Below are 23,840 nucleotides of genomic sequence, written 5' to 3' on the forward strand. Positions count from 1 at the left end.
AAAGATATTTGGACAAGGCTGAAATAAATAATCTAAACATGGCCGTTATTGAATAATAAATACTATAATTTAGGATTGAACAAATTAAAAAATATCAAATGTTTGGCTGGTTGCTAATACAACTATACATTCCGTATAATGAAAACGTGCTAGACAATGTAACTAGAGTGATAATGAGGTCAGTTTGAAATTAAATATATCCAAATATCTTGTGCTACTGTTAACGATCAATATCGCTGGCTGTAAAGTCGAAGATCCTTACGACGCAGGAGAAACACAAGCTCAACAAACTGAAAGTCAAAAAAGAGCCGAGCATTTAAAGCAAACATTTACAGGCTCAATGACTGTTAAGAATGAGCAAGGGCAAATTTTAAGTGATATTACAGTGAGCTTTGCTAGCCAGAATTATCAAACTGACGCTAATGGACAATTCACTTACAACGAAATTGCTTTTGGTAACCACCGACTAGTAGTAAGCGACTCAGGGTATTTCCCACTCGCTGCAACAATCACAGTTACAAAAAACGGTAACAACCAAGACATTACCTTAAGTAGCAAGAGTAGTAATACTGTTAGCTTACTGTTTGCTGGTGACACTATGTTTGGGCGTCGTTTCCTCGATCCATCACTTGCAACTATGACAGCTAACATTCCCGATATTGAGGGTGCCCTTATCCGTCCAGCGACAGCTGCTGAAAATGCACAGTCTCTAACACAGTTTGTGGGCTCTTTTTTCCAAGCTGCCGACTTTACATCTGTTAATTTAGAGTCACCAGTGACAGCATCACCTGAAACACCTCATCCAACAAAAGAATTTAGCTTCTTTTCTCTTCCTGAGACCCTTGCAGGAATAAAATCAATCGGCGTAGATTATGTCGCATTAGGGAATAACCATGTCTATGACTTTTTAGATGATGGCCTTAACGATACGCTAACTGAAGTCGCTAATGCAGGGATTGCCAACAGTGGCGCGGGTAACGATATACAAAGTGCCTATCAACCTGAGTATATGGATGTAGGCACCGTTAAACTGGGGCTTTTTTCAGCGACATCGATTACAGGTAAAGAACATGCTATTACCTACGTTACTGACGAAACCAAAGGCGGTGCAGCCGATTTAACAGAATCAGAATTGGTTGAAATGTACCTTGATGAAGCTGCTAATAATAGCGATTATGTAATAGCCCAAATGCACGGGGGCGATGAATATAGCTATGAACCAAGCAACTATATAAAAAGTCGATTTAACTTATTGTCAAAGCAAAAAACTAATTTGATTATTGCTCATCACCCGCATATCGCCCAAGGATTTTCTGTGTTCAATGGTGTCCCCGCCATTCTTGGTCTTGGTAACTTTGTCTTTGACCAAGATAGGTTAGATACCTTATTAGGTGTGGCTGTATTAGTACATGTTAACAAAGATTCATCGCCAATGACTGAGCGTGCATATGCATACCCTATTTATGTGGAGGGGTATCAACCTAAATTCATTAATGGCTTTTTAAGCGATTATTTATTACGCCGCTTAGCCGAATTTTCAGACGATAACATCACACTTATCCCAAGAGATGGCTATGCAGACGTATACTTCGCAAAAAACCAGGCCAGCAGCTCTTCACATACTCAAACAGTCACAATAGCAGCAAATCAATCAATTATTGACCTACGTGATTATGCCCCATCCAGCAAATCATTCTTAACTAAGATTGAACTTATATCTGGTGCAGCCCCTTCAAATATTAGATTTGGTCGCGATGTTATGGTTTTCGGTGATTTTGAAGATTGGGACAATGACGATGAGCAATTGGAAGTTGCACGCTGGGATCATACTGGTGATAGTGTGACACCTTGTATTAGCCAAGCAAGAAATGGCCAGCAAGGCTTGTGTTCATCACGCACTCAGTTTGACAATACACCTTCTATTATTCCTTTTCGCCAAACAATCCGTGCAATGGAGTTACCAAATCTAGAAAATGAAATGAGCGTGTTTAAGGATTTTAGTTTATTTGGTTATAGCAAAGCAGATAATGCAGGCAAGCTCGATGCTAAGTTAGTAATTACAACAGCTGAAGATGGTCTAGAGTTTTCAACACAATATATAAGCATTCAGCCAGCGGGTAGCCACACTTGGCAAGCGTTTAATTATGATTTTACACTCCCATCGGATGATTTAACATTAGGACCAGAAAAGTTACCTGCAAGAGGAATAAAAGTCACTTTTAACCACTACCCTCCTGAAAAAGATGAAGCTAATCTAGCGCTTGATGATGTTACCATGATTTCTTGGCAAACCAAGCTTGAGTTAACAGAGGGGGTTTGGCAAACTGATAGGATGCATGGTTTTGATTTTATAAACTTAAATTCAAATGCCCCACTCACTTTTAAGCTCACTTTCAGTACGCTTGACTAATTTTACTACCCTAGGATTTATAGTGGCTTTTAAACAACAATTTTTTCTATTAAAGAACCAACGAACATTCTGGCTAATTTTAAGTTTATTTATTATTGTAATAGTAGCAAATACATTATCATTGTTTCATTCAGCCAATGCTTTTTTTTACAGTAACTTAGCACAGCTAACGCACAGCCAAAAAAGTAATGTCGTTATTATAGAAAGTGAGCATTTGAGCCGTGATCATAATGTTTTAGTTGAGCAACTATTAACATATAATCCAAAAGCTGTTGTTGTACTCGCAAATGAGCAGTTAAGCTACTTTAAGTCTGAAGGACAAGGACCTGAACAAAAGGTATTTTATCCTCACCCTAATAACGCATATTGTCTGCCAGCTATTTCTGATTGGTCAGGCTATAACGTTGAATTAGTAGCTATGTCTAAAAGTTTATGCAAACCTGTGTGGCCAGCATTATTTAGTGATATTGATTTAGACAATAATTTACTAATAAATTTTTCGTTATCTCCTTCGGCTTTACCTAAGTTTACAGCAACACGCTTGATGACTATGGATATAATGGCAAGCCAGTTAGAAGAGAAGGTTGTGATTATTGGCCAAAAAAATGTGGGATTAGGGGTAACGCTTAATGCGCCAAAACTACAACACTCATCTAATTATTTATTACTAACAGCTTATATTGCAGATACGCTAAATAAGAACAATGCTGTGGTCATGCTTTCGAAACTACAAAGTACATTTTTGTTACTAGCTATTGCGTTTTTACTTTTATTTGCATTTCAAAAGCTCTCAATAAATTACAGCATATTTTTAGTTTTAACCCTTATAGCTAGTTGGTTTACTCTTGGCTATTTCACATTGATTCTACAACAACTATTTTTACCTGTTGGTCAAATGAGCATCCTTACTCTGTTTTCTCTACTGTGGGTGATTTTGGTCAGGAAACTAAACGAAGATAGTCAATTAATCAGCCTGATAGGTAATATTCAGCAAAAGATGGCTGGCCGTTATCTGCCAAAATCATTTACCTTACAAAGTAGCCCATGGGATGCCATTATCCGCTTGGTCAATCAACAACTCGCATTAAACAAATCTATATTTCTGGCCCGCAAAGAAGGTGACCATAGACTAAGCGAAATTAGAGCGGTGAACTGTCAGTTGAGCGATATTAAAGAAATGCGCCGAGACTATAAGCGAGAGCCCTACTCTGAAGCCTTAAAAGCATTTGGCGTAATCCCTATCGACAGACCTTTTTTTGAAAACATTGAAGACGGTGAAGTCCAATATATTGTGCCATTAATTTATGCTGGTGATGTACGTGGTTTTTGGGCTATGACTGTAACCCCAGATGAAAATTTTAATCAGCAAGCATTTGAAAAAAATGTAAATGCGTTCGCAGCTCAAATTGGCGAGTTACTATTTCATTATCGTATTTTTGAATCGCAAACAGATGCAAATAATAGCGTGCTTTCTCAGTTATTAACTTTGCGCCTTAAAGAACCTTTAAGCCAACAAGTAAAAGTATCAATTGCCGAGATGGAGCAAAAGCTAACGACTTTAGAACATGTTTTCAACAATATACGCTCAGCGACGGTATTGTTTAACTTGTTTGGCCAAGTAGTACAAATCAACCAATCATTAGAAAAACTAGCAACAAAACATCAGTTTTCAATATTTGAAATGACCGCTCTGGATTTATTATGTTTAGTGACAGATCTTGACCTTGAAGCTGCTAAAGGAAAACTGCGTTTTATTACATTACAAAAAGGTGACATCTATCTCGAGGCACACCTTGATAATAAAACGTATATTTTAAATGTTAGAGCAATGGATTCAGCCAATGTGCAAAGTGCATCTGGGGAACCTTTTCAAGTGTCTGGCATTTTGTTTGAATTTATCGATCTTGCCTTTTTCATAGAAAAAATGCCCAACAGTAAACAATTATGTGACTCGATAAATGAACAACAAAAGTGTTATATGCAAAGTTTAGCGGAGCAAACTAACTAGTGGGCGATTTTATTTTACAGCTCTTTCCTGCTGGTGGCGGACTTGGTCAGTCAGTAATTACCACTGTTTGGATTGGTATTACTGTTGTTTGTTTTCTAAATTTACGATTTGGCTTTCCCTTAACGGGCTTAGTAGTACCAGGTTATTTAGTTCCATTACTGATCGTCAGCCCCACCTCTGCAGCCGTAATTTTAATTGAAGCCATCGTTGTATATGGCATTATGCTATTTTTTGCTAAATACATCATGGAACGCTTTGGCTATGCTGAAATGTTCGGTCGAGATCGATTTTTTGCCATCATACTCATAAGTATTCTTGTACGTGTTGTCATGGATACGTTATTTTGGCCACTTATCGCAGGTGTATTGAGCGGCTGGGATATCACCTTTGATTACTCTTCACAGCTCTATTCCCTTGGTTTAGTTATCATTGCGCTAACAGCGAATGTAATGTGGAATGGCGGCTTTAAATATGGCATGAAGGTCACTATTGTCCAACTTGTAATTACCTTCTTATTGGTGCGTTTTGCATTAATGCCAATGACTAACTTTAGTATTGCCAACTTGGCGATTATGTATGAGGCCGTAGCGGCGTCAATTATAGCAGCGCCTAAGGCCTATATCATATTGGTCATTACAGCCTTTATCGCCTCTCGCGCCAATATTAAATATGGCTGGGAATTCAATGGTATAATGCTTCCTGCATTACTTGCATTGCAATTAATGCAGCCAACAAAATTACTCACCTCATTTGCTGAAACCGCCATTATTTTGATTATTGGCGCATCTCTATTGAATTTTACTCGCTTGCGTAATGCCAATATAGAAGGTGCTCGTTTACTGTTGTTTTTCTTCAATATTGGATTTATTTATAAACTACTTCTAAATTATTTCTTAGTTCATTATTACCCCGAAGTAAAAGTAACAGATGCGTTTGCCTTTGGTTATATGCTCTCAACCTTATTAGCGCTTAAAATATATCAAAAGAGCGCCTTAGGATTAGTGATCCGCGCAACTTTTCAAACCTCTATAATAGGGGGAGCACTTGCGATTGTGATTGGGTTCATCATCATGTTTGTCCCTTCATTATTTGTAGATACAGGTATTAAAGAACTTTCTGCAAATCAAAAGATAAGCACTTTAAACCAACAAATTAGTGAATATAAGAGCTACTTATACACAGAAAATAAGGGGCCAATCGAAATAAGTAGCTATCAAGCAAGTCAAAATAAAACCAAGTTTAAACAAGCTATTTATGAAATAAATAAAGCACCAGACTCATCTGAAAACTTAGCTAAAGTAGAGCAAATGCTCGCTAAGCTAGATTTTCAACTGCAGTTTGATGAAAAGTATATATATATCCGCGATGCCCGAAAAACATCACAAAGAGGTTTATTCGTCATCTCCCGACAGCCAAAATCTGGCTTTATTGTGACGGTCCCCTTCCCCACATCTGAAAGCTTAGCAAGTGATTCTGCTGGTCTTATTTTTTCTCATTTCAGCAGTAGCGCATTAGTCTTTGGTACAAGTTCAACACCTAGTGCTGAACTTTCACATAACAATGAGCAAAGCCCCTACTATCTTGCCTTTATTGAGGCTATGGATATAGAACAACTGTTTCAAGTGCGAGAAGTAAATGCAAGAACAAGCCGCCTGTTAGCAAAAACAACCATAGGTGCAACAAGCCAATATTGGATTTACAACCAACTGCCAAGTTCTTTAAGTCAGCGCTTAATTCAACAACTACTAGGGTACGAGGAAACATTCTTTGGACAAGCAACAAGCACTTCGTTGCCTCAAAATGGCTTTGACGGTCAATTGTTTGAAGCCTTTCTTAACAGTGATAATTACACAACATTATTGTCTAACATCTCTCGCGATAATGAGCTCGATGCAGAAAATGCAATTAACTACTCGGAGCAATCTCTCACTGACGTTGTTGATTTTAATTCACACTATATTACAGCTAAAGGTAGTGGCGACTATCTCCCTCTGTCGGTTAACCAAGCTGCACTTTGGGAGTTTGAAATTCTTCGTCCTTTGTACCGTATTAAAGTAGATTTAGCGGGTCAAAATATTGATGAGGACACCATTAACCAACTAAACCAAATTAATGCCACGACTAGGTTGCTAGGTTATGAGCTTACACTTCTTACCAATCAGCAAGGGCGTTTTTTAGTCATCGCGCCGCAGCCGAACAGCCCCGCGACTAAGCATGGTCAAGGGTTTTACATATTAAACCTAAACAATAGCGAGCAATTAAATATTGCAGTCCCGCGACCTATTTTTGAAAGTAATACACTGAAATTTGCGGCGCAATTATTTGCCAACAGTAAAGCCGAACATCTACTAATAGCCGGTGCGCACCCTTACGCTCATCCAAAAGCAAATGTTTTAGCGCCAAATAATGTTGATTCATTATTTAATGTAGTGCATCAGAGTTATTTACGATTTGCTGCTAATGACGTTATATTGAATTTACAGTTAAGAAGTCACAGCGCACCATCTTGGATAAGACCAACTGCGTTGGCCTTTCAATTTACACATTCAAATGGGACTCATCAAAATCTACTTAATACGCTTGATACTAATTTAAAAAATCTTGCTGTAAGCTATCAAGTAGTACATGGTCAAACTGTTACTCGAGGTTTAGAGCTCGGCACTTCGCCACAATCAGGGTATCAGCTATTTGCTCCAAATAGTGAGCTTGCAACCCTATGGTTAGCTTCTGACTTTAAGCAACAATTTTCTGTGAATCAACAAAGTTTAGTCCAGCGTTTATTAGCTATTTCTAACGAGCCAACAGTAAAAGTGATGAACATAACAACACTATCACCCGCTGATTGGAAAACGTTAACACCTCAGTTAAAAAATGATTTCACTCATACTATCCAGCGTTATTCCAGCTCACAAAACTTAACGGTGTTAGCACAAATGTGTGCTCAATTAACAAGCTGCCAACTTCAAACGATTGAGTTTGAAGGGCGTAAAGAATACGCATTAGCAATTAAACAACAAGGTAAGTTATTGGCCATCTTCAACCCAGTTACAAATAGATTAACTGACCAAAAACGTTTTAACACTATGATGAGTGAGGGTGCGTATGCAATATATTAAGCAACTCTTAAAATTACTTATCTTGCTTCCTCTTTTAGTTGGTATTGGGTTTTCTGGATTTAGTTTATATATTTGGTTAGGCTCAGCAGAGCCAACAAGTATTCGCTCTGAAGATGAAACTCGTTCGAATGTGCAATGGTTAAGTAGCGATAAATCGCTTGTTTTTTCTTTTTCACCATCAAGAACACATTCGATTAGAGTCTTATCAAATGCTATTTTTGCACAACAGTTAAGTCTTGATAAACCAGTAAATTACGCAATTGAATATGCGTTTATTGATCAACAAAAGCAGGTTATCAGTTCACATATTTATCATCATGCATCAAAGCTCACTCCGTTAGAAAATGAGTTTCAAGTAAAACAAATAATTGAAGATCGCCAAGCCCTTACCGTTGCATCAGGACAGTCATTTTACATTAGCCCTGAGCAGCTTAAAAATGTTGCAGCCATTTCCCTAAAGCTTATCCCTGAAGATACTCAGGTGATGGGAGTGGTTGTTCGAGTACATGCTAAAACACTTAATGACAATCAAGATAAGAACAGTACGTGGCTTAAATTACCTTTAGAACGAAGAGAGCGCGCCACAGAATATCACAGCATTGGTGCCAATGCGTTATCCATGAAAGAGATATCAAATGCCGTTACTTACTCATGGCTTAAGCTTGCCCCACAAGGGATACCTAGCATTGATTTCAAATCAGATATTTTATACGAAACATTACCGTACAATGTTGTAACTTATGATTTCTCGAGCCAGCAATTAAATTTAGGTGACTATTATACCGACGCATCTTTGTGTGCGAGTATTACCTTAGGTGAACCTGATACCCTGCATTTCACAAAAAGTGCAGCCATTACTCCTATCCTAACGTGGTACGACTTAAATCAGTATTTACCACCAAAACGAGTGGTTGTTGAACAAGGTGCTAATAAACCACTCTCTTTTACAACTGAACCACTGGCTGCTGGTCTAGTTACTATTTGTAGCCAAGAACCGCTATTAACTACTTGGTCACTTGTCTCTCAACAAGAGTTGACGACAGCACAAGATAGCTATTATTTGATAAGCGAACCAATGAGCGCACGCTACGATGTTGAACCTAACAGCGATCTAGCAATTGAATTAAGATCAGCAACACGCAACGCAGTTACAGTTTCTGTGCTTGATCAGTCGAACCAAGTTATTGATGACTTCGAAGTGTACTATGATGGTGGAATATCTGCATTCGATCGAGTAATTTTAGACAGCACACAACGCCAGCAAGTAGCACAAGCTAAAACCTTTTACTTACGTGTTGGGAAAAATGCTGCAGCTATCAAAATAAACTCAAAGCATGACGCATTAGTGAGAATAAAATCTCGTAATAGCCTGTTTAACTATCAACGTACGGTATGTCATTTGAATTGTTTTGAAGATGAGACGTTTCATAACATAGCGGCTTGGTATGAACAACAAGCAAGTAATCACTATATATTTAGTGAAAAAGAGATGCTGGTAAATATTCGTGTGTTTGCAGCTCCACCTGAAATAGAACAAAAAGACACCTTTTATCAATCTAGTGATCTTTCAAAACAACTTAGTTTATCAAATGTTGCTCTTGTATATAGTCCTGATAAATACTTTTTGGAGCCAACAGAGCCATCTCAATTTCACTTTGCAAAAATGAATAACAAACAACTAATTCAAAAATCAACCAATATAAAAAGTACAACACCGGCAAGTATTATTTATCAACTAAACAAAAATACAGCGAAAGAAATTGATTTAAAAGACACAGATTTTGAGCAATTAGCACGCGTTGAAGACAACTCAAAAACCATTTATCAAAACTGGCAAGGCGAGCGTCCTTGGATAAAACAAAGGCTATATAAATTAACTGCCAATAAAGCGGTTACTTTAAACTACCCCACATTACGCCCGAAAAGTGTTGTGGTTAAAATTTATAGTAACAAAGAAAATGACGATGTCGTTTTGAATTTATCACAGCACGCAAAATATTTTAGTGGTCTAAAAGAAGAATATAGCATTGCTAAAAAGCGCTACAGATTACTACCAAGTAGCTTAAGTGAGGCCTTTTTAATACACCCAAAAGATAGCCGTCTATATTCATACCCAGCCATTACAAATCAAATTACGGCGGATATACAAGCAATACACAGCATTCGAGTCACTACAGATAAAGATGTTTGGGTTGCTGTCTTAGAAGAATACTCTAAGGAAGAAGTAAAAGTCAGGTGGTGGAATGATGACTCTTTATAATACCCTATTCCCATTCGTCACACTTCTGGCTATGAGCTTTTCAACATACGCCAAAGAACCTGATAATTATGCTAGTTTAAAAAAACAACTTAGTACTTGGTTAGCAAGTTCGAATGTAGTTTATGCTGATTTTACTATCACTCAGCCCGTTACTATCACTACTAATGATAAACTGGCGGCAGGAGGGGAAGTAAAATTCAAAGCATCTGGCAAGCAATGTGTTGCCTATGCTCCGCACCGTTTTTATGATATCCATACTTATCGTATTGCACTGGCACTTTTTGAACACTGCCAAGTTTTTTTAGCAAATACAGTTCACAGGAACACACTTAATTTGAAAGGTCAGAAAACAGATTTGGGGAAGTATCGCTACAGTACAACAAATGCATTTATTGATGTTTATAGCCAAACAGTAGACACATTTACTATTTACCAAATTCATGGTTTTGATGCCGCCAAACGACGCACTAAAGAAGCTCTCAATGCTGATGTGATAATCAGTAGAGGAAATAAGTACCCTAACGATAAAATTAAACAAATGAGCCAATGCTTAGTACAAAAGCTGCACTTGAATAGCGTTATTTATCCTATTGAAGTGAAAGAGTTAGGGGGCACTAAAAACATATTAAATACTGTAGCGCCACGCAACAGTCATTTTTTTCATATTGAGCTAAGCAATACATTGCGCGCTCGCCTTATAAAACAGCCAACTTTAATGAGTCAATTTAACACATGCATTACGCTATAGTTGCTTTAATCTCTAGTTTGTTATTGATGGTTAGCTCATTAAGCTTAGCCAGCAATGATAATATTTTAAAATCCCCATATTGGTTGAACGTTCAGCCTAAGTTATTGCTCGCTCAACAACAGCAGAATATGTATTTCGAGGCAAAACAGAGTCATTATTTATGGCTTGAAAAAGGTCAATGGCTCGAACTTGAAAATGATACATTTAGCTCATTTATTTATAGTTCTGGCACAAGTCAAATAGCACAGCAAAGACTTAACCAACGACGCGATTTTATTTGTGAACAAGATAAATGTCAGTTACCAAGCACCTCGTATAATCGCGTAATAAAAATATCAAATCATCTTGATGACGCTGAATACCTGTCAGTCATGGTCGGTGAAAAAAATAGACATAAAGATAGCTTTCGTCGTGCAATAAAACTGCCAAGGCAAGCAACTCGTTTGCGTTACGGCCAAAATGTCGAACACTATTACCATTTTAAAGCCGGGGATACCGTAAAGCTGTTTTTTCAAAACGCAAAAAAACTAAAAATAACTGTTCGAAAAGACCTATTAAATAAAGATATTAACGGTAAAGTATATGCTTATATTAATGACCAGCCAGCTGCTATCGTCGGCGTTTTAGCTAGTCGTGCAAGTGAGTTTCACAAGCCACACATTGGGTTAGCTAACACTGAATACCTCGCAGTGGGTAAAGGTGAATATTTAACACTAAAAAGCGAAACTGACGCATATATTAAACTTGAGCAGAACCATCGCGCTATATACGACGACCTTGCTATGGATAAACAACAAGAGGCGTTATTTCAACCATACTGGGTTAATAATCTAAACAATACGCTAACACAAATTTATCAGCAGCGTGATCTATCACTTCTCGACCCGCAAGTTTATCGCCATAGTGACTTATTGGCTCAACGTCGTTATCTAGATCTACTCAAAACAATCAGTACATCTGACTACCTACTCCCACTATCAAATGAAAGTGATAGTTTCACAAGTTACTTTAAACACTTTGATAGTCTAAGCGGCGTACGCTTAGTTGACGATATTGGCTACCCAATTTTAACCGAAGAGTATGCACAAGTTCATCAACTGGCACATCAAAAACACTTTTTCTCTCTCGATGCAAAACAACGAGTGAAGCAAACTATTACTTTCCATGCAAGAAGTGAAGTTGATACTCAACTGTTAGTGAAAAGTGGTAACCAACAATGGCAGTTAAATTTATTAAAAAGTGAGAACTTTGCAACTTTTGAATTAAATATACCACTGACAGCATCTGGCATCAGTATTCAAAATTTGCAGCAGCAAAGACACCCTATTGAGTATGTGTTACAAAGTGATAGATTGTTAGATTTACCAAATAACGAACTACTGTATGCACAGCCTGGTCTGCTAACAACAAAAAGTAAGATTATAGACTCTTTAATAAAGCAGCAGCTAACACAAGCAGGAGACGAGTTTTTATCAACACTAGTCCCTTATAACCCTGTACTTGAACCTAATAGCTTTACATCATTTGATTCGATGCATTGGCAGCACCAGCTTGGAGAAGCGCAGTATTTAGCCAAAACAGATCCACTGCAAGCACTGCTAGTTACTAAAAAATTAGTCTCAGTCCCTAGCGTTGAAATTGCAATTAAAGCATGGCAATTACGCATTGCTATATTGATCAAGCAAGGCAGAACCATTTTAGCTAAAAGTTACCTTGAGGGCCTATTTAAAAGCAGTGATAAACCAGCATTAAAACACTATGCCGGTGGCGAACTCCTTAAACAATACCAAGCGTTAGGGCAAGATTATAAACTACAAGGTTTATGCGCTAATGCACTCACTGAACTACCTGCATGTCGTAACATAACCATTGATTTAGCTATCAAGCAGCAAAAGAACTTATTTGCATTATGGCTCAGCCATGACTTAACGGCCGATGATGAATTAAACAGTAGCTTTAAACGTCTTAACTGGCGTGATTACAATAACACGCAAACACAGCAACAACTTATTTATGGCGTTGAGCATAGTGGACAGCAAACATTAACGAGTTCTGCTGCTATATTCCAAGCTTTTACGGTTACCCGCACGCAAGGAATAACATTTAAAGCTGTAAATCAGCCAATGACAATTGCATTGCGAGCTCGAAGTGAAAGTGTTCAAAATGGGCAATATAAAATGAGCTGGTTATACACCAGTCAGGGTAAGCAGCAGTCTTTATTGCCTATATTTTCTGACGTTAGTTCTACCACCGCTTTAAAAAACAGCGGTGAATTATTGTCTATCGCCTCAGAAAGTTTACTCACTCTAAAGGTTGGTGAATCGATCAGGTTAACCAGTGATCACCCTACGTTTGTCACTTACAAAGTAATTCCTGCGCCGTTAGTAACTAGCTTTAACTATCAAAACATGGCAACCCCTCACTATTGGCAGACACCATTTATGTCATTGCTGTATGACTCTAGTGTGGATTTAAAGAGCCTTTTAAATAATACGTTATTCAAATTAGCTGAAAAAACATTAAGCATAAACGAGTTCACACAAGTGCTCGCCAAAGTACATGCTTTGAGTTTGCCTATCGAACTGGAGTCTTTATATTCACGTGTACAAAGCTACGGTGAGTGGGAAGCCGTACCTGAATATGAGGATTTTGCAGGTACGCAACTAATCGCTGTAGACTCATTAAGTCAAGCAAGTTATAGCGACCAGCTCGCTCGTGCAAGTAGTCAAGAAGGATTTAATAACGGCTTAGTGCTGCGTCCTTTACATAGTATGTATATAGATCTAAGCCAGACACGCTCGCAACAACTTAGACTAAACTTTAACTTTTCGTCGGCAGAGTTATCTCAAGGTAATATTGCTAACGTGGCGCTAAACTTAGGTGATTCAGAAAAAACATGGTCTGTGCAACCCGATAAAATCACTTCTTTTGGCTTTAATAAATCAGAGTTAAATGACAGTGTGATCTCATTACGCTGGCTCAACCCTTACCTTTCACAAATTATGACAGTAAATGCACAAGAGTACCGTGATAATACATGGCAGGATCTCCCGCTTGCAAACAACCTGTTGTTTTATACCGTATTGCCTGATGCACATTTGATAGCGAAATTACCTGCAGATAGGCTAGTTAAGCTTGAGCAAATGCAGTTAAACATTGGTGAGGAACAAGTTGCTCAGCGTACCGAGCGTACATTTTTCCATCCTGCTGGGAAAGTTGAAGTGAGTACTGATAAGCTCAAATACGTCCGTCTTTATACATGGCAGCTGAGTAAAAGCAATCATAAAATATCGAATTATAAAGCGCCGACAAAAGTTGAAAAACAGTCGATTGTTTATCAACTGCCTGAGTCTGAAAAATCGCTACAAACTGAAGTCGCACGTTTTTCTCCAGATGATCTTAGTTGGCAGGCTTTTATAAATTATGATCGCCGCGGTATATTTGAATCCAGTGAAGATATAGCAACGCAAAATAACATTGATGTTGGCGCGCGTTTTCGTTTAATCAGCGATGAGAATTGGTATCGTCTCGATCTAAGTTACTCAATAAGCGAAAGCGATAAAGATACAATAGCAGTTGATATGTATCACTCTTGGCAAGATCATGACAGCCCTTGGTACGTCGATAGCGCATTAAAAACGCGGTGGCAGCCATCAACACAAGGGGCTGATAGCCAATATAGTGTCAGTACCTCTGTACAGGTTGGTCAAATTTGGCGCATAGATGAAAGTCATCGTCATCAATGGCAAGTAAGCCCCTTCTATAACTATAGCAGTGCAAATATAGATGATTTATTACTTGATCCAACTCTAAGCTCTGATATTTATAGTTTCTATCGCGAAGATCACCCATACGGTTGGCGTGGCGAATATCAATACCGTTATCAGCCATGGGTTGATAGCTATTTTAACTTCTTAGCGGGTAGCACATCTAATTCTGATTGGACCAGCCTAGACAGCTTGCGCTTTGGGACATCGTGGACTCAATACTATCAAGGCCATATTTTTCAAGCAGGACTTACCAGTTATTATAAATTTGCTGATAAACACAGACCAAATAATACCTGGCAATACATCACGAGTCTTGGCTGGCGTAAACAGGTTCCACTTGGAAGCCTATCACAAGGTTGGGTTAAATTACGTTGGGATCAAGACTGGTTTAGAAATGACCATAATATCAGTTTAGAATTTTCTACGGGTAACCTTGATAGCACTGGTTTTGAGGTTTTCTCTCATGACGAAATTATTTTTGAGTCGCTGCAACTCAATCACTTTTTAGAGCAAAATTAATATGGCCACAGTTGAGAAACAGATGACCCACAGCGAACTTAAAAAGCACTTAGAACATTTATTATTTGCCGATATTGCTAACTTTTGGCTCGATCTGTATCGCCAAAAATACTTACAGTTAGTCGATGATTTAGCTGATTGGGAGTTGATCCAAAACATCCCAGAAAATGAAGATTTAGATGCATGGCTGCTGCGTCAAGCTATTGCCTTCTTGCGCCACCAAATTGAGAAAAAACAACAGAGCTTACAAAAGTTAGATGCCGGATACTCTCTCTTTATAGAACGATTAAGCCACGCTGAAATGAGTGCCGAACGCGAGTTTCATATCCTTGATTATGCAAAGCAACTCGGTGGAACACCAAAGCAATTAAGCTTAGATAAACTTGCTTTCTCACGTTGGTTTGATGAGGGAGCGGTTATTAATCGCTATCAAGATAAAGTTGCCGAAATTGAACAGACTTTAAAGTTTTTAATCGGCAAACTGGGGGATTTAAGTAATCGTTATTTAAGATCATTTTCTAACAATATTGAAAAAGCATGGCAAACATTAGATTTAGAAAGCTTCTTTTTATTGTTATTGTCAAAAACTGACAATGAACATGTAAAGAATGCACTTTATCGCGCTCTGGCTAATCAAGTTCAGCTTATCCACACCTATAACGGCGCACCAGAACTTAGCGCAAGCCTCATTGAAACTTTAGTATTGGCACTAGAGAATAGCCACACACCTCATCTAGCACGATTAGATATTTTAGAAATTTTAATCCATCAACGCCCCACTTACCTACGCGTCTATATGGAACAGTTCATTAATGATGAAACTGAGGAATCGTTAACTTACGAGATCAAGTTATTCACCTTAGCTGCATTTGCTAAAATATTAACAAGCCAAATCAAATTAACACCAACATGTGAAAGTTTGCTTTTACAACTAGCTGAACATGAGTACCCTCGTGTACGGCAAAGTGTTATTGAGCAGTCATCTAGCTACGAATTATCATTCCAAGAAGAATTATTAACTGCTCGATTAAAAGCTGAAAGCCTTGATTCAGTTCGCTTTACATTAGTAAAACAGCTTAGCCACCCTCGCTTATGCAATGATAATTTTGCATTTAATTTATGGAAGCAGTTATTAAATGCCAAAGAAAGTATAGCGATAAAACGTCTAACGCTTGAATTAACTGCACGTATTATGCTTAACCAACAACTTGAAACGGCTGAACCTGATGCGGTATTCACTGTATTCATCGAATGTTTAAACGCGCAATTAACCACAGAACCTAATATTGCAATTCGCCGTTATATAACGCGGACCAGAGAGCAACTTGTTGCCTTTCAACATCAAAATATTATGGCTGAATTAGATCAAACGTTACCGCTATCTGCAGTCTCAACACTCAAACATGAAGATATTGATGAAGAATTATTAGGGCGTTTATTAAGTCGTAAAGCCCAACAGAATGAAGCCTTTAACGTTAGTAGCCGTGGTCACTCATGGCACATTAATAATGGTTATAAATATGCGTTTCGTTTGTGGCGTTTTATGCACGAGTGGCGCAACCCAAGCTCAGATAAGCGCCAAAGCTTTAACCACAGTAAAGCACGTAAGCCATCTGCATTTATGCACATTCCAAGCTGTACCGTTGCTGAGATCAGTGCGACCGATGTACCAGGAGAACCATTATTTGATGCTGTAGAACACTCAGCTCGCCCTCACCTGCCACTTCCTGATTTTTTACTTTCGGTATTAAGCCAAGATAATTTAAAACAAGCAGCCAAAACATATACTCCAGATGGAATTTTGTGTGTCCAGCCGCCAAAGTCTTTATTTAAACGCATTAAAACTTATTTATGGTTATCTACACACTTTGATAGCTTAGATGCTCAGCGTAAAGGTAATGACATAGAGCAAGATAATTACTTAAGAGCTTTAGAAAAGCATGGCTTTGTTTTTGAATTTAAAGCATATGGTCAGCAGTTAGGCTGTCAATTTCAGGTTGAAGAAAACATAAGTAAACTCTATAAAAAGCTCAGTATATCGCCACTGCTTGTAAACATATGGCTAAACTTTAAAGAATACCTTTACTCAATTTATCAAAACAGTATTGGCCAACTCATATTCTTTGTTATCGGTTTTATGGTTTACTTTTGGGGCCGTCATATTCATGTAAGTCAGCGTATTCGATCTGATCGTAAAGCAATCCCGGTTAGTATTGGTGGCTGGGGAACCCGTGGTAAATCAGGAACTGAGCGCTTAAAAGCAGCACTTTTTAGTAGTTTAGCACTTAAAGTAATTACCAAAACAACCGGTTGTGAGGCTACATTAATTTACGCTCGTTCAAATGGAGAGCAATTTGAGGTGCCTTTATTTCGTCCATTTGATAAAGCGAGCATTTGGGAGCAAAGTGACGTCTTACATTTCGCAAAAAATGTCAAAGCTGACGTTTTTTTATGGGAATGCATGGGCTTAACACCACGCTATGTAAAAATTTTACGTCAATGGATGCAAGATAACTTTTCAACAATAACGAATGCATACCCTGATCACGAAGACATATTAGGGCCAACAGGCATTGATGTTGCAAAAGAGATGGCCAACTTTATAGCACCAAAAAGTCAGGTTTTCACAAGTGAACAAACAATGATGCCTGTATTAGAAAAAGACGCGATAAGTAAGCAAGCCAGTCTGATCCAAGTACATTGGGGTGATGGCTACCAGATAACCCCGGATATACGTGCTTTATATCCGTATGAAGAACACCCTGATAATATTGCTTTAGTATGTAAGATGGCCGAGCACATAGGTTTAGATAAAAACTTTGTGTTTAAAGAAACTGCGCAACGTATCATTCCTGATATTGGAGTTTTACAACATTTTTGCCCAGCTCCGTTTGAAAATTTTACAATGTCTTTTATCAATAGCATGTCTGCAAATGAACGCTTGGCAACATTAGAAAACTGGCGTCGCTTAGATTTATTTAGCTTAAGCCATGATCCAAGCAAACAAACCATAGCGCTAATAAATAATCGCAATGACCGTGTAGCTCGTTCAAAAGTTTTTGCACATATTCTCGCTGAAGATCTACCATTTGATAAAATGGTCGTTATAGGCACAAATGTTGATGGTTTTTATAGTTATTACCTACAAGCATTTGAAGAACGGATAATTAGAATCATCAACAATGATGATTTACAAGAATTTGAATCGTTATGTTCACAACTTCATTGTATTAAAGATGCAGAATCATTGGCGTTAGTTTTAAGCCACGCACTTAATTTTGATTGTTCTGCTTCAATGTTCATAAATATGAAACAGTTGCAGCAATTTGATGACTGGTTAACAGTTCAAGCACTAACGCTCAGCCCACAGCAGCGGTTGAATATACACGATGTATTCAATCACTATTTAAGCTATCAAAATATTTCGCCTTTATTAACCGACTTAAAAGCGAATCAAGCTGAATTACAAAAAATACTGATTACCCTTGTCAAAACTAAGTGTGTACTTGTAGATAACCCGCAAGTTACGCCTGATGAGCTAACATTTAAACTTTCATCTTTAGCTAGGCCATATTGTCACCAAGTTGTTATTGGCATGCAAAATATCAAAGGAGCTGGTTTAGGCTACGTATATAGCTGGCAACAGTGGCAACGCATTCACGATAGTATAACGACCTTGCTAAACCCTGATAGCACAGCAGAGCAATTTAAAAAGACGCTGACTCGTTTATCTTTAATCACAAAGTTTAGCCAGTTAGAGCATGCTTATCTACACGATTCATTGAGCCGTATAAAGCAAATGCATCATGCACAAAATGAATACAGCCAAGCTGAGCTACTTCATATTAGTGAACGTTTAGAAAACTACTCGCATCGAGAATATGAAAATACGGAGTCTGTACAAAAAAACCGGATTACTCGCTTTGCAACTCAAGTCGCAGAGTCATTCCTTGATGCTGGAGCCGCCGTGAAGCGTAAAAAAGTTGCCAATCAGGTTTATAAAGATATTGCATCAAAACGTATTACGCTTGAAAAAGCGATTGAGGTACTTGGTAAGCTCAACCGCAATCAAAAGCCTGGATGGCTGTCATTTTCTAATAGCAGTAAAAAATAACCGCTATTTCATCACCTCTACTCATGTACAAACCTTTTAGTACTAGGGTTTGTATATGCTATTAAACTTACTTACTAGCAATGTAACTTGCTAAAAATAAAGAATAAAAAAATATTATTTTTTTATTCTTTATTTTATTTTTCTAACTCACTGTTTCAAAATGATTGTTGTACTGTTGCCTGTTTTTAATCTCCATTAACGCAATAATATTCATGCTCAGCATTTGACCAATGCCATAAAATATAGCACAATAGTATCATATTAAGTTAAACATCCTGTTAACATAATCAGATGTAATGATCTGGTAGGAGAAGAATTATGAAAAACTCAGTCTTTAAGCTTGCAGCTTTACCTTTATTACTTGCATCTAGTTTCACAATGGCTAGCACTAACTTAGTTGCTAATGGTTCATTTGAAGACACTGCTGCATTTTCTGGTTCATGGAGCCTATTAAATGAATTACCAGGATGGCAACGTTCGGCTAATGCAAATTTTGAAATTCAAACGTCTGCACTAAATATCGTAACAGCTCAAGACGGCTCTAAATACATCGAGCTTGATTCAACAGCTAACTACAGTGCATTTCAAACTCTTGCTACCGAAGAAGATCATAACTATGAAGTGAGCTTTTATTACTCAGCCCGTGTAAATGGTAATGAAACAACAAATAAAGCCGAAGTATATTGGGACGGTGAGTTACTAGATACGCTTAATGCTACAACCAAAGGCTGGACAAAATTTACTTACACTGTAAAAGCGAGTTCTACAGCAACTGAGTTAAAATTTGTTGGCGCAGGTGCATCCGATTCTGTTGGTGGATTTATTGATGATGTACAAGTAACAACATCATGTGCTTCTGGTTTATATGGCATCAATAACTTTGGCTCTAACGAAGATGGGTTTGTTTATCACTTTGATACACAAAATAATACCTACTCTACTGTTGCCGGTTTATCAAATACAGCATCAAACATTGCATCTCACAATGGCGTGTTGTACTTCATGGAACAGTTAGATAAGTCGACTAAAGAGTCTCAGGTTTTATCACTCAATCTTGCTGATAATACTCAAGCTTTAGTTACTGCAACTAATTCATACCCAATCTATCGTTCTGCAATGAATGCTGATGGCTTATCATTGCGTGCAACAAGTAAGACATACATGTACGATTTCGATATAGCGACGGGTGATAAAACAGTACTAGGCAAATTATCTTTCCCTGGTGACTCGTTTGCTGATGGTGATATTGCTTACTCTGCTGATAACAACATTCTATACGTACTAACAGGTAAAGCACTTTATACTGTTGACCAAGGTTCGTTAGCGTTATCTTTAATCGGTGAACATGGTGTTGACCAAGCGTCAGGTATCGCAATCGCCGCTGATGGTAGTATTTATGTATCTGGTCGTGTTAAAGGTGAAAATGCTAAAATCTTTATGCTGAACCAAAATACAGCTGTAGCGACATTTGTAATGGATGGCCCTTCACACGTTAATGATTTAACATTTGTTGATAGCAACTACTGCAACTAATCGCTGAATCTACTTTAAAAGCCAGTCAATGACTGGCTTTTTTGTTTCTATAAAAATACAAGTAAATACTTGTCTATACAATTTAACTTTATACGCATGTTCTTCAACGTGTAACACTTCCCCTAGTAAACCATGGTATGTATACTGATCCGCGATTGCAGCTAGGATAAGGGTGTGACTCTTACCTCTGAGTAATAACTCAGTTAGCAAACCATTACCTTAGCTGCATTACAATAATATTCACGGCCACCCGTTCAAACAGTGCCTTAAGCACGGAACGATCAAAGCAAAAATAAGGCCGTTATAACAAACATTAAGTTAGGAATTAAATATGAGTTCATTACCTAAGGCAGGTGATTTTTTAGGGCATCCTAAGGGGTTATTCCTGTTGTTCGGCACAGAAATGTGGGAACGTTTTGGTTATTATGGCATGCGTGCCATTTTGGTTCTGTATCTAGTAGCAATTGTACAAGATGGTGGCTTTGGTTGGAGTAATGCAGACGCCTTAAGCCTATACGGTACATTTACAATGGCTGTTTATATTACGCCACTGTTTGGTGGTTGGTTAGCCGATAACGTGCTTGGACAACGTAAAGCTATCGTAATTGGTGGTTTATTGATGGCTGCAGGTCATTTTACCATGGGTATTCCTCATGATATGTTGGCAGGACAAGAAGAGAATATTTTCTATCTTGGCCTTGCCTTATTATGTTTGGGTAATGGTTTATTCAAACCAAATATCTCAACTATGGTTGGTGATTTATATCAAGAAGGCGATCAACGTCGTGATGGCGCGTTCACTATCTTCTATATGGGTATTAATATTGGTGGTGCACTTGGTCCATTAGTTGCGGGTTATGCGGCAGCGTCAATGGGTTGGCAATATGGCTTCATCGTAGCTGGTATTGGTATGCTTATCTCTGTAGCAATGCAAGTTATGCTAAGCAATAAATACTTAGGCAATATCGGTGTCGAGCCGGCAGTAAAAATTGCGCAAGCACAGTCAAACTCAAACACCAAAGAGCCTCTAACTAAAGTTGAAACTGACCGTATTAAAGTTATTTTCACTATGAGTGTATTTAGTATCATTTTCTGGATGGGTTTTGAGCAAGCCGGCGGCTTAATGAACTTATTTGCAAATGATTATACTGATCGTATGCTTTTTGATTTTGAAATTCCTGCATCATGGTTCCAATCATTAAACTCTATTTTCATTATCGTTTTTGCACCTATGGTTGCCATTATTTGGTTGAAACTTGATAAGCGTGAACCTGACTCGCCAATCAAATTCGCCATTGCTTTAATTTTCTTAGCACTTGGTTTTGTGACTATGATTTTAGCTTTATTAAGCCAAGGTGAAGGTGAACCATTACAAATCAGTATGATGTGGTTAGTGTTATTCTACTTATTCCATACGTTGGGTGAGTTATGTTTATCGCCAATTGGCTTATCAATGGTAAGTAAACTGGCACCACTGCGTTTAGCATCAATGCTAATGGGTATTTGGTTCTTATGTACCGCTGTTGCCAATAAGATTGCAGGCTTTGTTGGTTCATTCTTAGGTGAAGGCGAAGAAGCTCTCGATAATGCACTAGGTATTTTCATTGGTCTTGGCGCTACAGCGGTTATTTCAGCTGTGATCATGTACTTACTAAGCGATAAGTTAGTTAAGTGGATGCACGGTGCTGAAGGTCAACATGAACCGCATACACAAGAGCATATCTTAGCTGAAGAACTTGAAGTTGTAGCTGATAAGCAGTAATCGATACGTTATAAATTTAAAAACGGCACTTACATAAGTGCCGTTTTTACTTAAGGGCAATAAAATATGAATGATGTAAATAAATAAGTACACAACCGCATCGTTATTACCATCCCAAATAGTGTTATATCTTAAATCCACCCTGCGCGTTCATTCTCTGTGAATCATTAATAAAACCATGTAAAATAACAACTTTAATAAATAACATGGCTTTTCTATAAGCTCAACAACAAGGATTTATTACTTTTATAGATTATTGTGCTCTATACAGAATGCGTTTTAACCTACATTAACCTCCCCCGAAAAGGAACTGTATCTTTTATTTTACAATTGCTCGCAAAGCTAAATAAATAGCGGCTCTTCCCCTAATCGCATTTATGGTTAATCATCTGCTGTATTAAATACAACAAGACGCAGTGCTTATTGCGGGAGAATTAAAATGAGTGAAGTAAATAACCCTTTAGGTTTAGTTGGTATCGAGTTTACTGAATACGCAACACCTGATGCAGATTACATGGATAAAGTATTTACCGATTTTGGTTTTTCAAAATTAAAGACCTTTAAAGGTAAAGATATTGTTTATTACAACCAAAACGATATTAACTTTTTACTAAATAATGAGCGCGATGGCTTCTCAGCTGAGTTCGCTAAAAGCCATGGTCCAGCAATTTGCTCAATGGGTTGGCGTGTAGAAAATGCACAAAAAGCATTTGAAACAGCAGTAGAGCGCGGTGCAAAACCAGCGACTGATTCAACGCATAAAGATTTACCATACCCTGCTATTTACGGCATTGGCGACAGCTTAATTTACTTCATTGAACAATTTGGCGATAAAGGCTCTATTTATGAGCAAGACTTTGAAGATCTAAGTGAACAAAACATTGTTGATGACAAAGGCTTTATCCGCATCGACCATTTAACTAATAATGTTTACAAAGGCACTATGGAAACATGGGCTAACTTCTACAAAAACGTATTTGGTTTTACAGAAGTTCGCTACTTTGACATTAAAGGTCAAAAAACAGCCTTGATCTCGTATGCACTTAAATCACCATGTGGCACCTTCTCTATCCCTATTAATGAAGGTAAAGGCAGTGATAACAACCAAATTGATGAATACCTTGGTGAATACAACGGCCCAGGCGTTCAGCATTTAGCGTTTCTAACTGATGACTTAGTAAGCTCGCTTGATAAACTTGATAAATCAACAATCGCGACTTTAGATATTATCCCTGAGTACTACGACACTATTTTTGACCGTGTACCGTGGGTTGCTGAAGATAAAGAAAAAATTCGCCAGCACCAAATCCTTGTTGATAGCCAAAGTGAAAATTGTTATTTACTACAAATTTTCTCTAAGAACTTATTTGGCCCAATCTTCATTGAAATGATCCAACGTGTTGATGACGGTGGCTTTGGTGAAGGTAACTTCCAAGCGTTGTTTGAATCAATCGAGCGTGACCAAGAGCGTCGCGGCGTTTTATAAACACCGTTTTTAAAATTTAAAAAGCAGCGTATTTCGCTGCTTTTTGTCGTTTCATCTGTTTTATAAATGACAATCTGATTTTCACTGTTTAAATCGCGCTATTTGTCACCATAT

10 protein-coding genes are annotated in these 23,840 nt (G+C 37.9%); all 10 read left to right on the forward strand.

Annotation, left to right across the window (positions count from 1 at the left end; genetic code table 11):
* Positions 1–184 precede the first annotated feature (184 nt).
* The 10 genes from HJP15_RS13400 to hppD all read left to right on the forward strand — a co-directional run bounded on the left by HJP15_RS13400 (position 185) and on the right by hppD (position 23,726).
* Positions 185–2,410, forward strand: coding sequence for a CapA family protein (locus HJP15_RS13400; RefSeq protein ID WP_249365865.1), 2,226 nt, complete (start codon positions 185–187; stop codon positions 2,408–2,410).
* A gap of 22 nt (positions 2,411–2,432) precedes the next feature.
* Positions 2,433–4,418: a hypothetical protein gene (locus HJP15_RS13405; RefSeq protein WP_170173973.1), complete on the forward strand. Its 1,986-nt coding sequence runs from the start codon at positions 2,433–2,435 to the stop codon at positions 4,416–4,418.
* Positions 4,418–7,534: a poly-gamma-glutamate biosynthesis protein PgsC/CapC gene (locus HJP15_RS13410; protein ID WP_170173974.1), complete on the forward strand. Its 3,117-nt coding sequence runs from the start codon at positions 4,418–4,420 to the stop codon at positions 7,532–7,534. Before HJP15_RS13405 ends, HJP15_RS13410 begins: the two co-directional genes overlap by 1 nt.
* Positions 7,521–9,794: a hypothetical protein gene (locus HJP15_RS13415; RefSeq protein ID WP_170173975.1), complete on the forward strand. Its 2,274-nt coding sequence runs from the start codon at positions 7,521–7,523 to the stop codon at positions 9,792–9,794. The genes HJP15_RS13410 and HJP15_RS13415 overlap by 14 nt, the downstream gene beginning before the upstream one ends.
* Positions 9,778–10,542, forward strand: a complete 765-nt coding sequence (locus HJP15_RS13420) for a hypothetical protein (RefSeq protein ID WP_157601494.1) — start codon at positions 9,778–9,780, stop codon at positions 10,540–10,542. The genes HJP15_RS13415 and HJP15_RS13420 overlap by 17 nt, the downstream gene beginning before the upstream one ends.
* Entirely contained in the window at positions 10,527–14,831 is a 4,305-nt protein-coding gene (locus HJP15_RS13425; protein ID WP_170173976.1) for a hypothetical protein, read from the forward strand. The genes HJP15_RS13420 and HJP15_RS13425 overlap by 16 nt, the downstream gene beginning before the upstream one ends.
* Position 14,832: 1 nt before the next feature.
* Positions 14,833–18,945: a poly-gamma-glutamate synthase PgsB gene (locus tag HJP15_RS13430; protein ID WP_249365866.1), complete on the forward strand. Its 4,113-nt coding sequence runs from the start codon at positions 14,833–14,835 to the stop codon at positions 18,943–18,945.
* A 318-nt stretch (positions 18,946–19,263) separates the two neighbouring features.
* On the forward strand, positions 19,264–20,478 hold the full coding sequence (locus tag HJP15_RS13435; protein ID WP_152960586.1) for a carbohydrate binding domain-containing protein: 1,215 nt from the start codon (positions 19,264–19,266) through the stop codon (positions 20,476–20,478).
* Positions 20,479–20,809: 331 nt separating this feature from the next.
* Complete coding sequence (locus HJP15_RS13440; protein ID WP_054453295.1) at positions 20,810–22,240, forward strand: peptide MFS transporter; 1,431 nt, start codon at positions 20,810–20,812, stop codon at positions 22,238–22,240.
* A 439-nt stretch (positions 22,241–22,679) separates the two neighbouring features.
* Positions 22,680–23,726 (forward strand): 4-hydroxyphenylpyruvate dioxygenase, encoded by a 1,047-nt coding sequence (gene hppD / locus HJP15_RS13445; protein WP_054205112.1) that lies wholly within the window; start codon positions 22,680–22,682, stop codon positions 23,724–23,726.
* Positions 23,727–23,840 lie beyond the last annotated feature (114 nt).

Origin of the sequence: Pseudoalteromonas sp. NEC-BIFX-2020_002 (genome assembly GCF_013002825.1) — a bacterium.
Classification (GTDB): domain Bacteria; phylum Pseudomonadota; class Gammaproteobacteria; order Enterobacterales; family Alteromonadaceae; genus Pseudoalteromonas; species Pseudoalteromonas neustonica.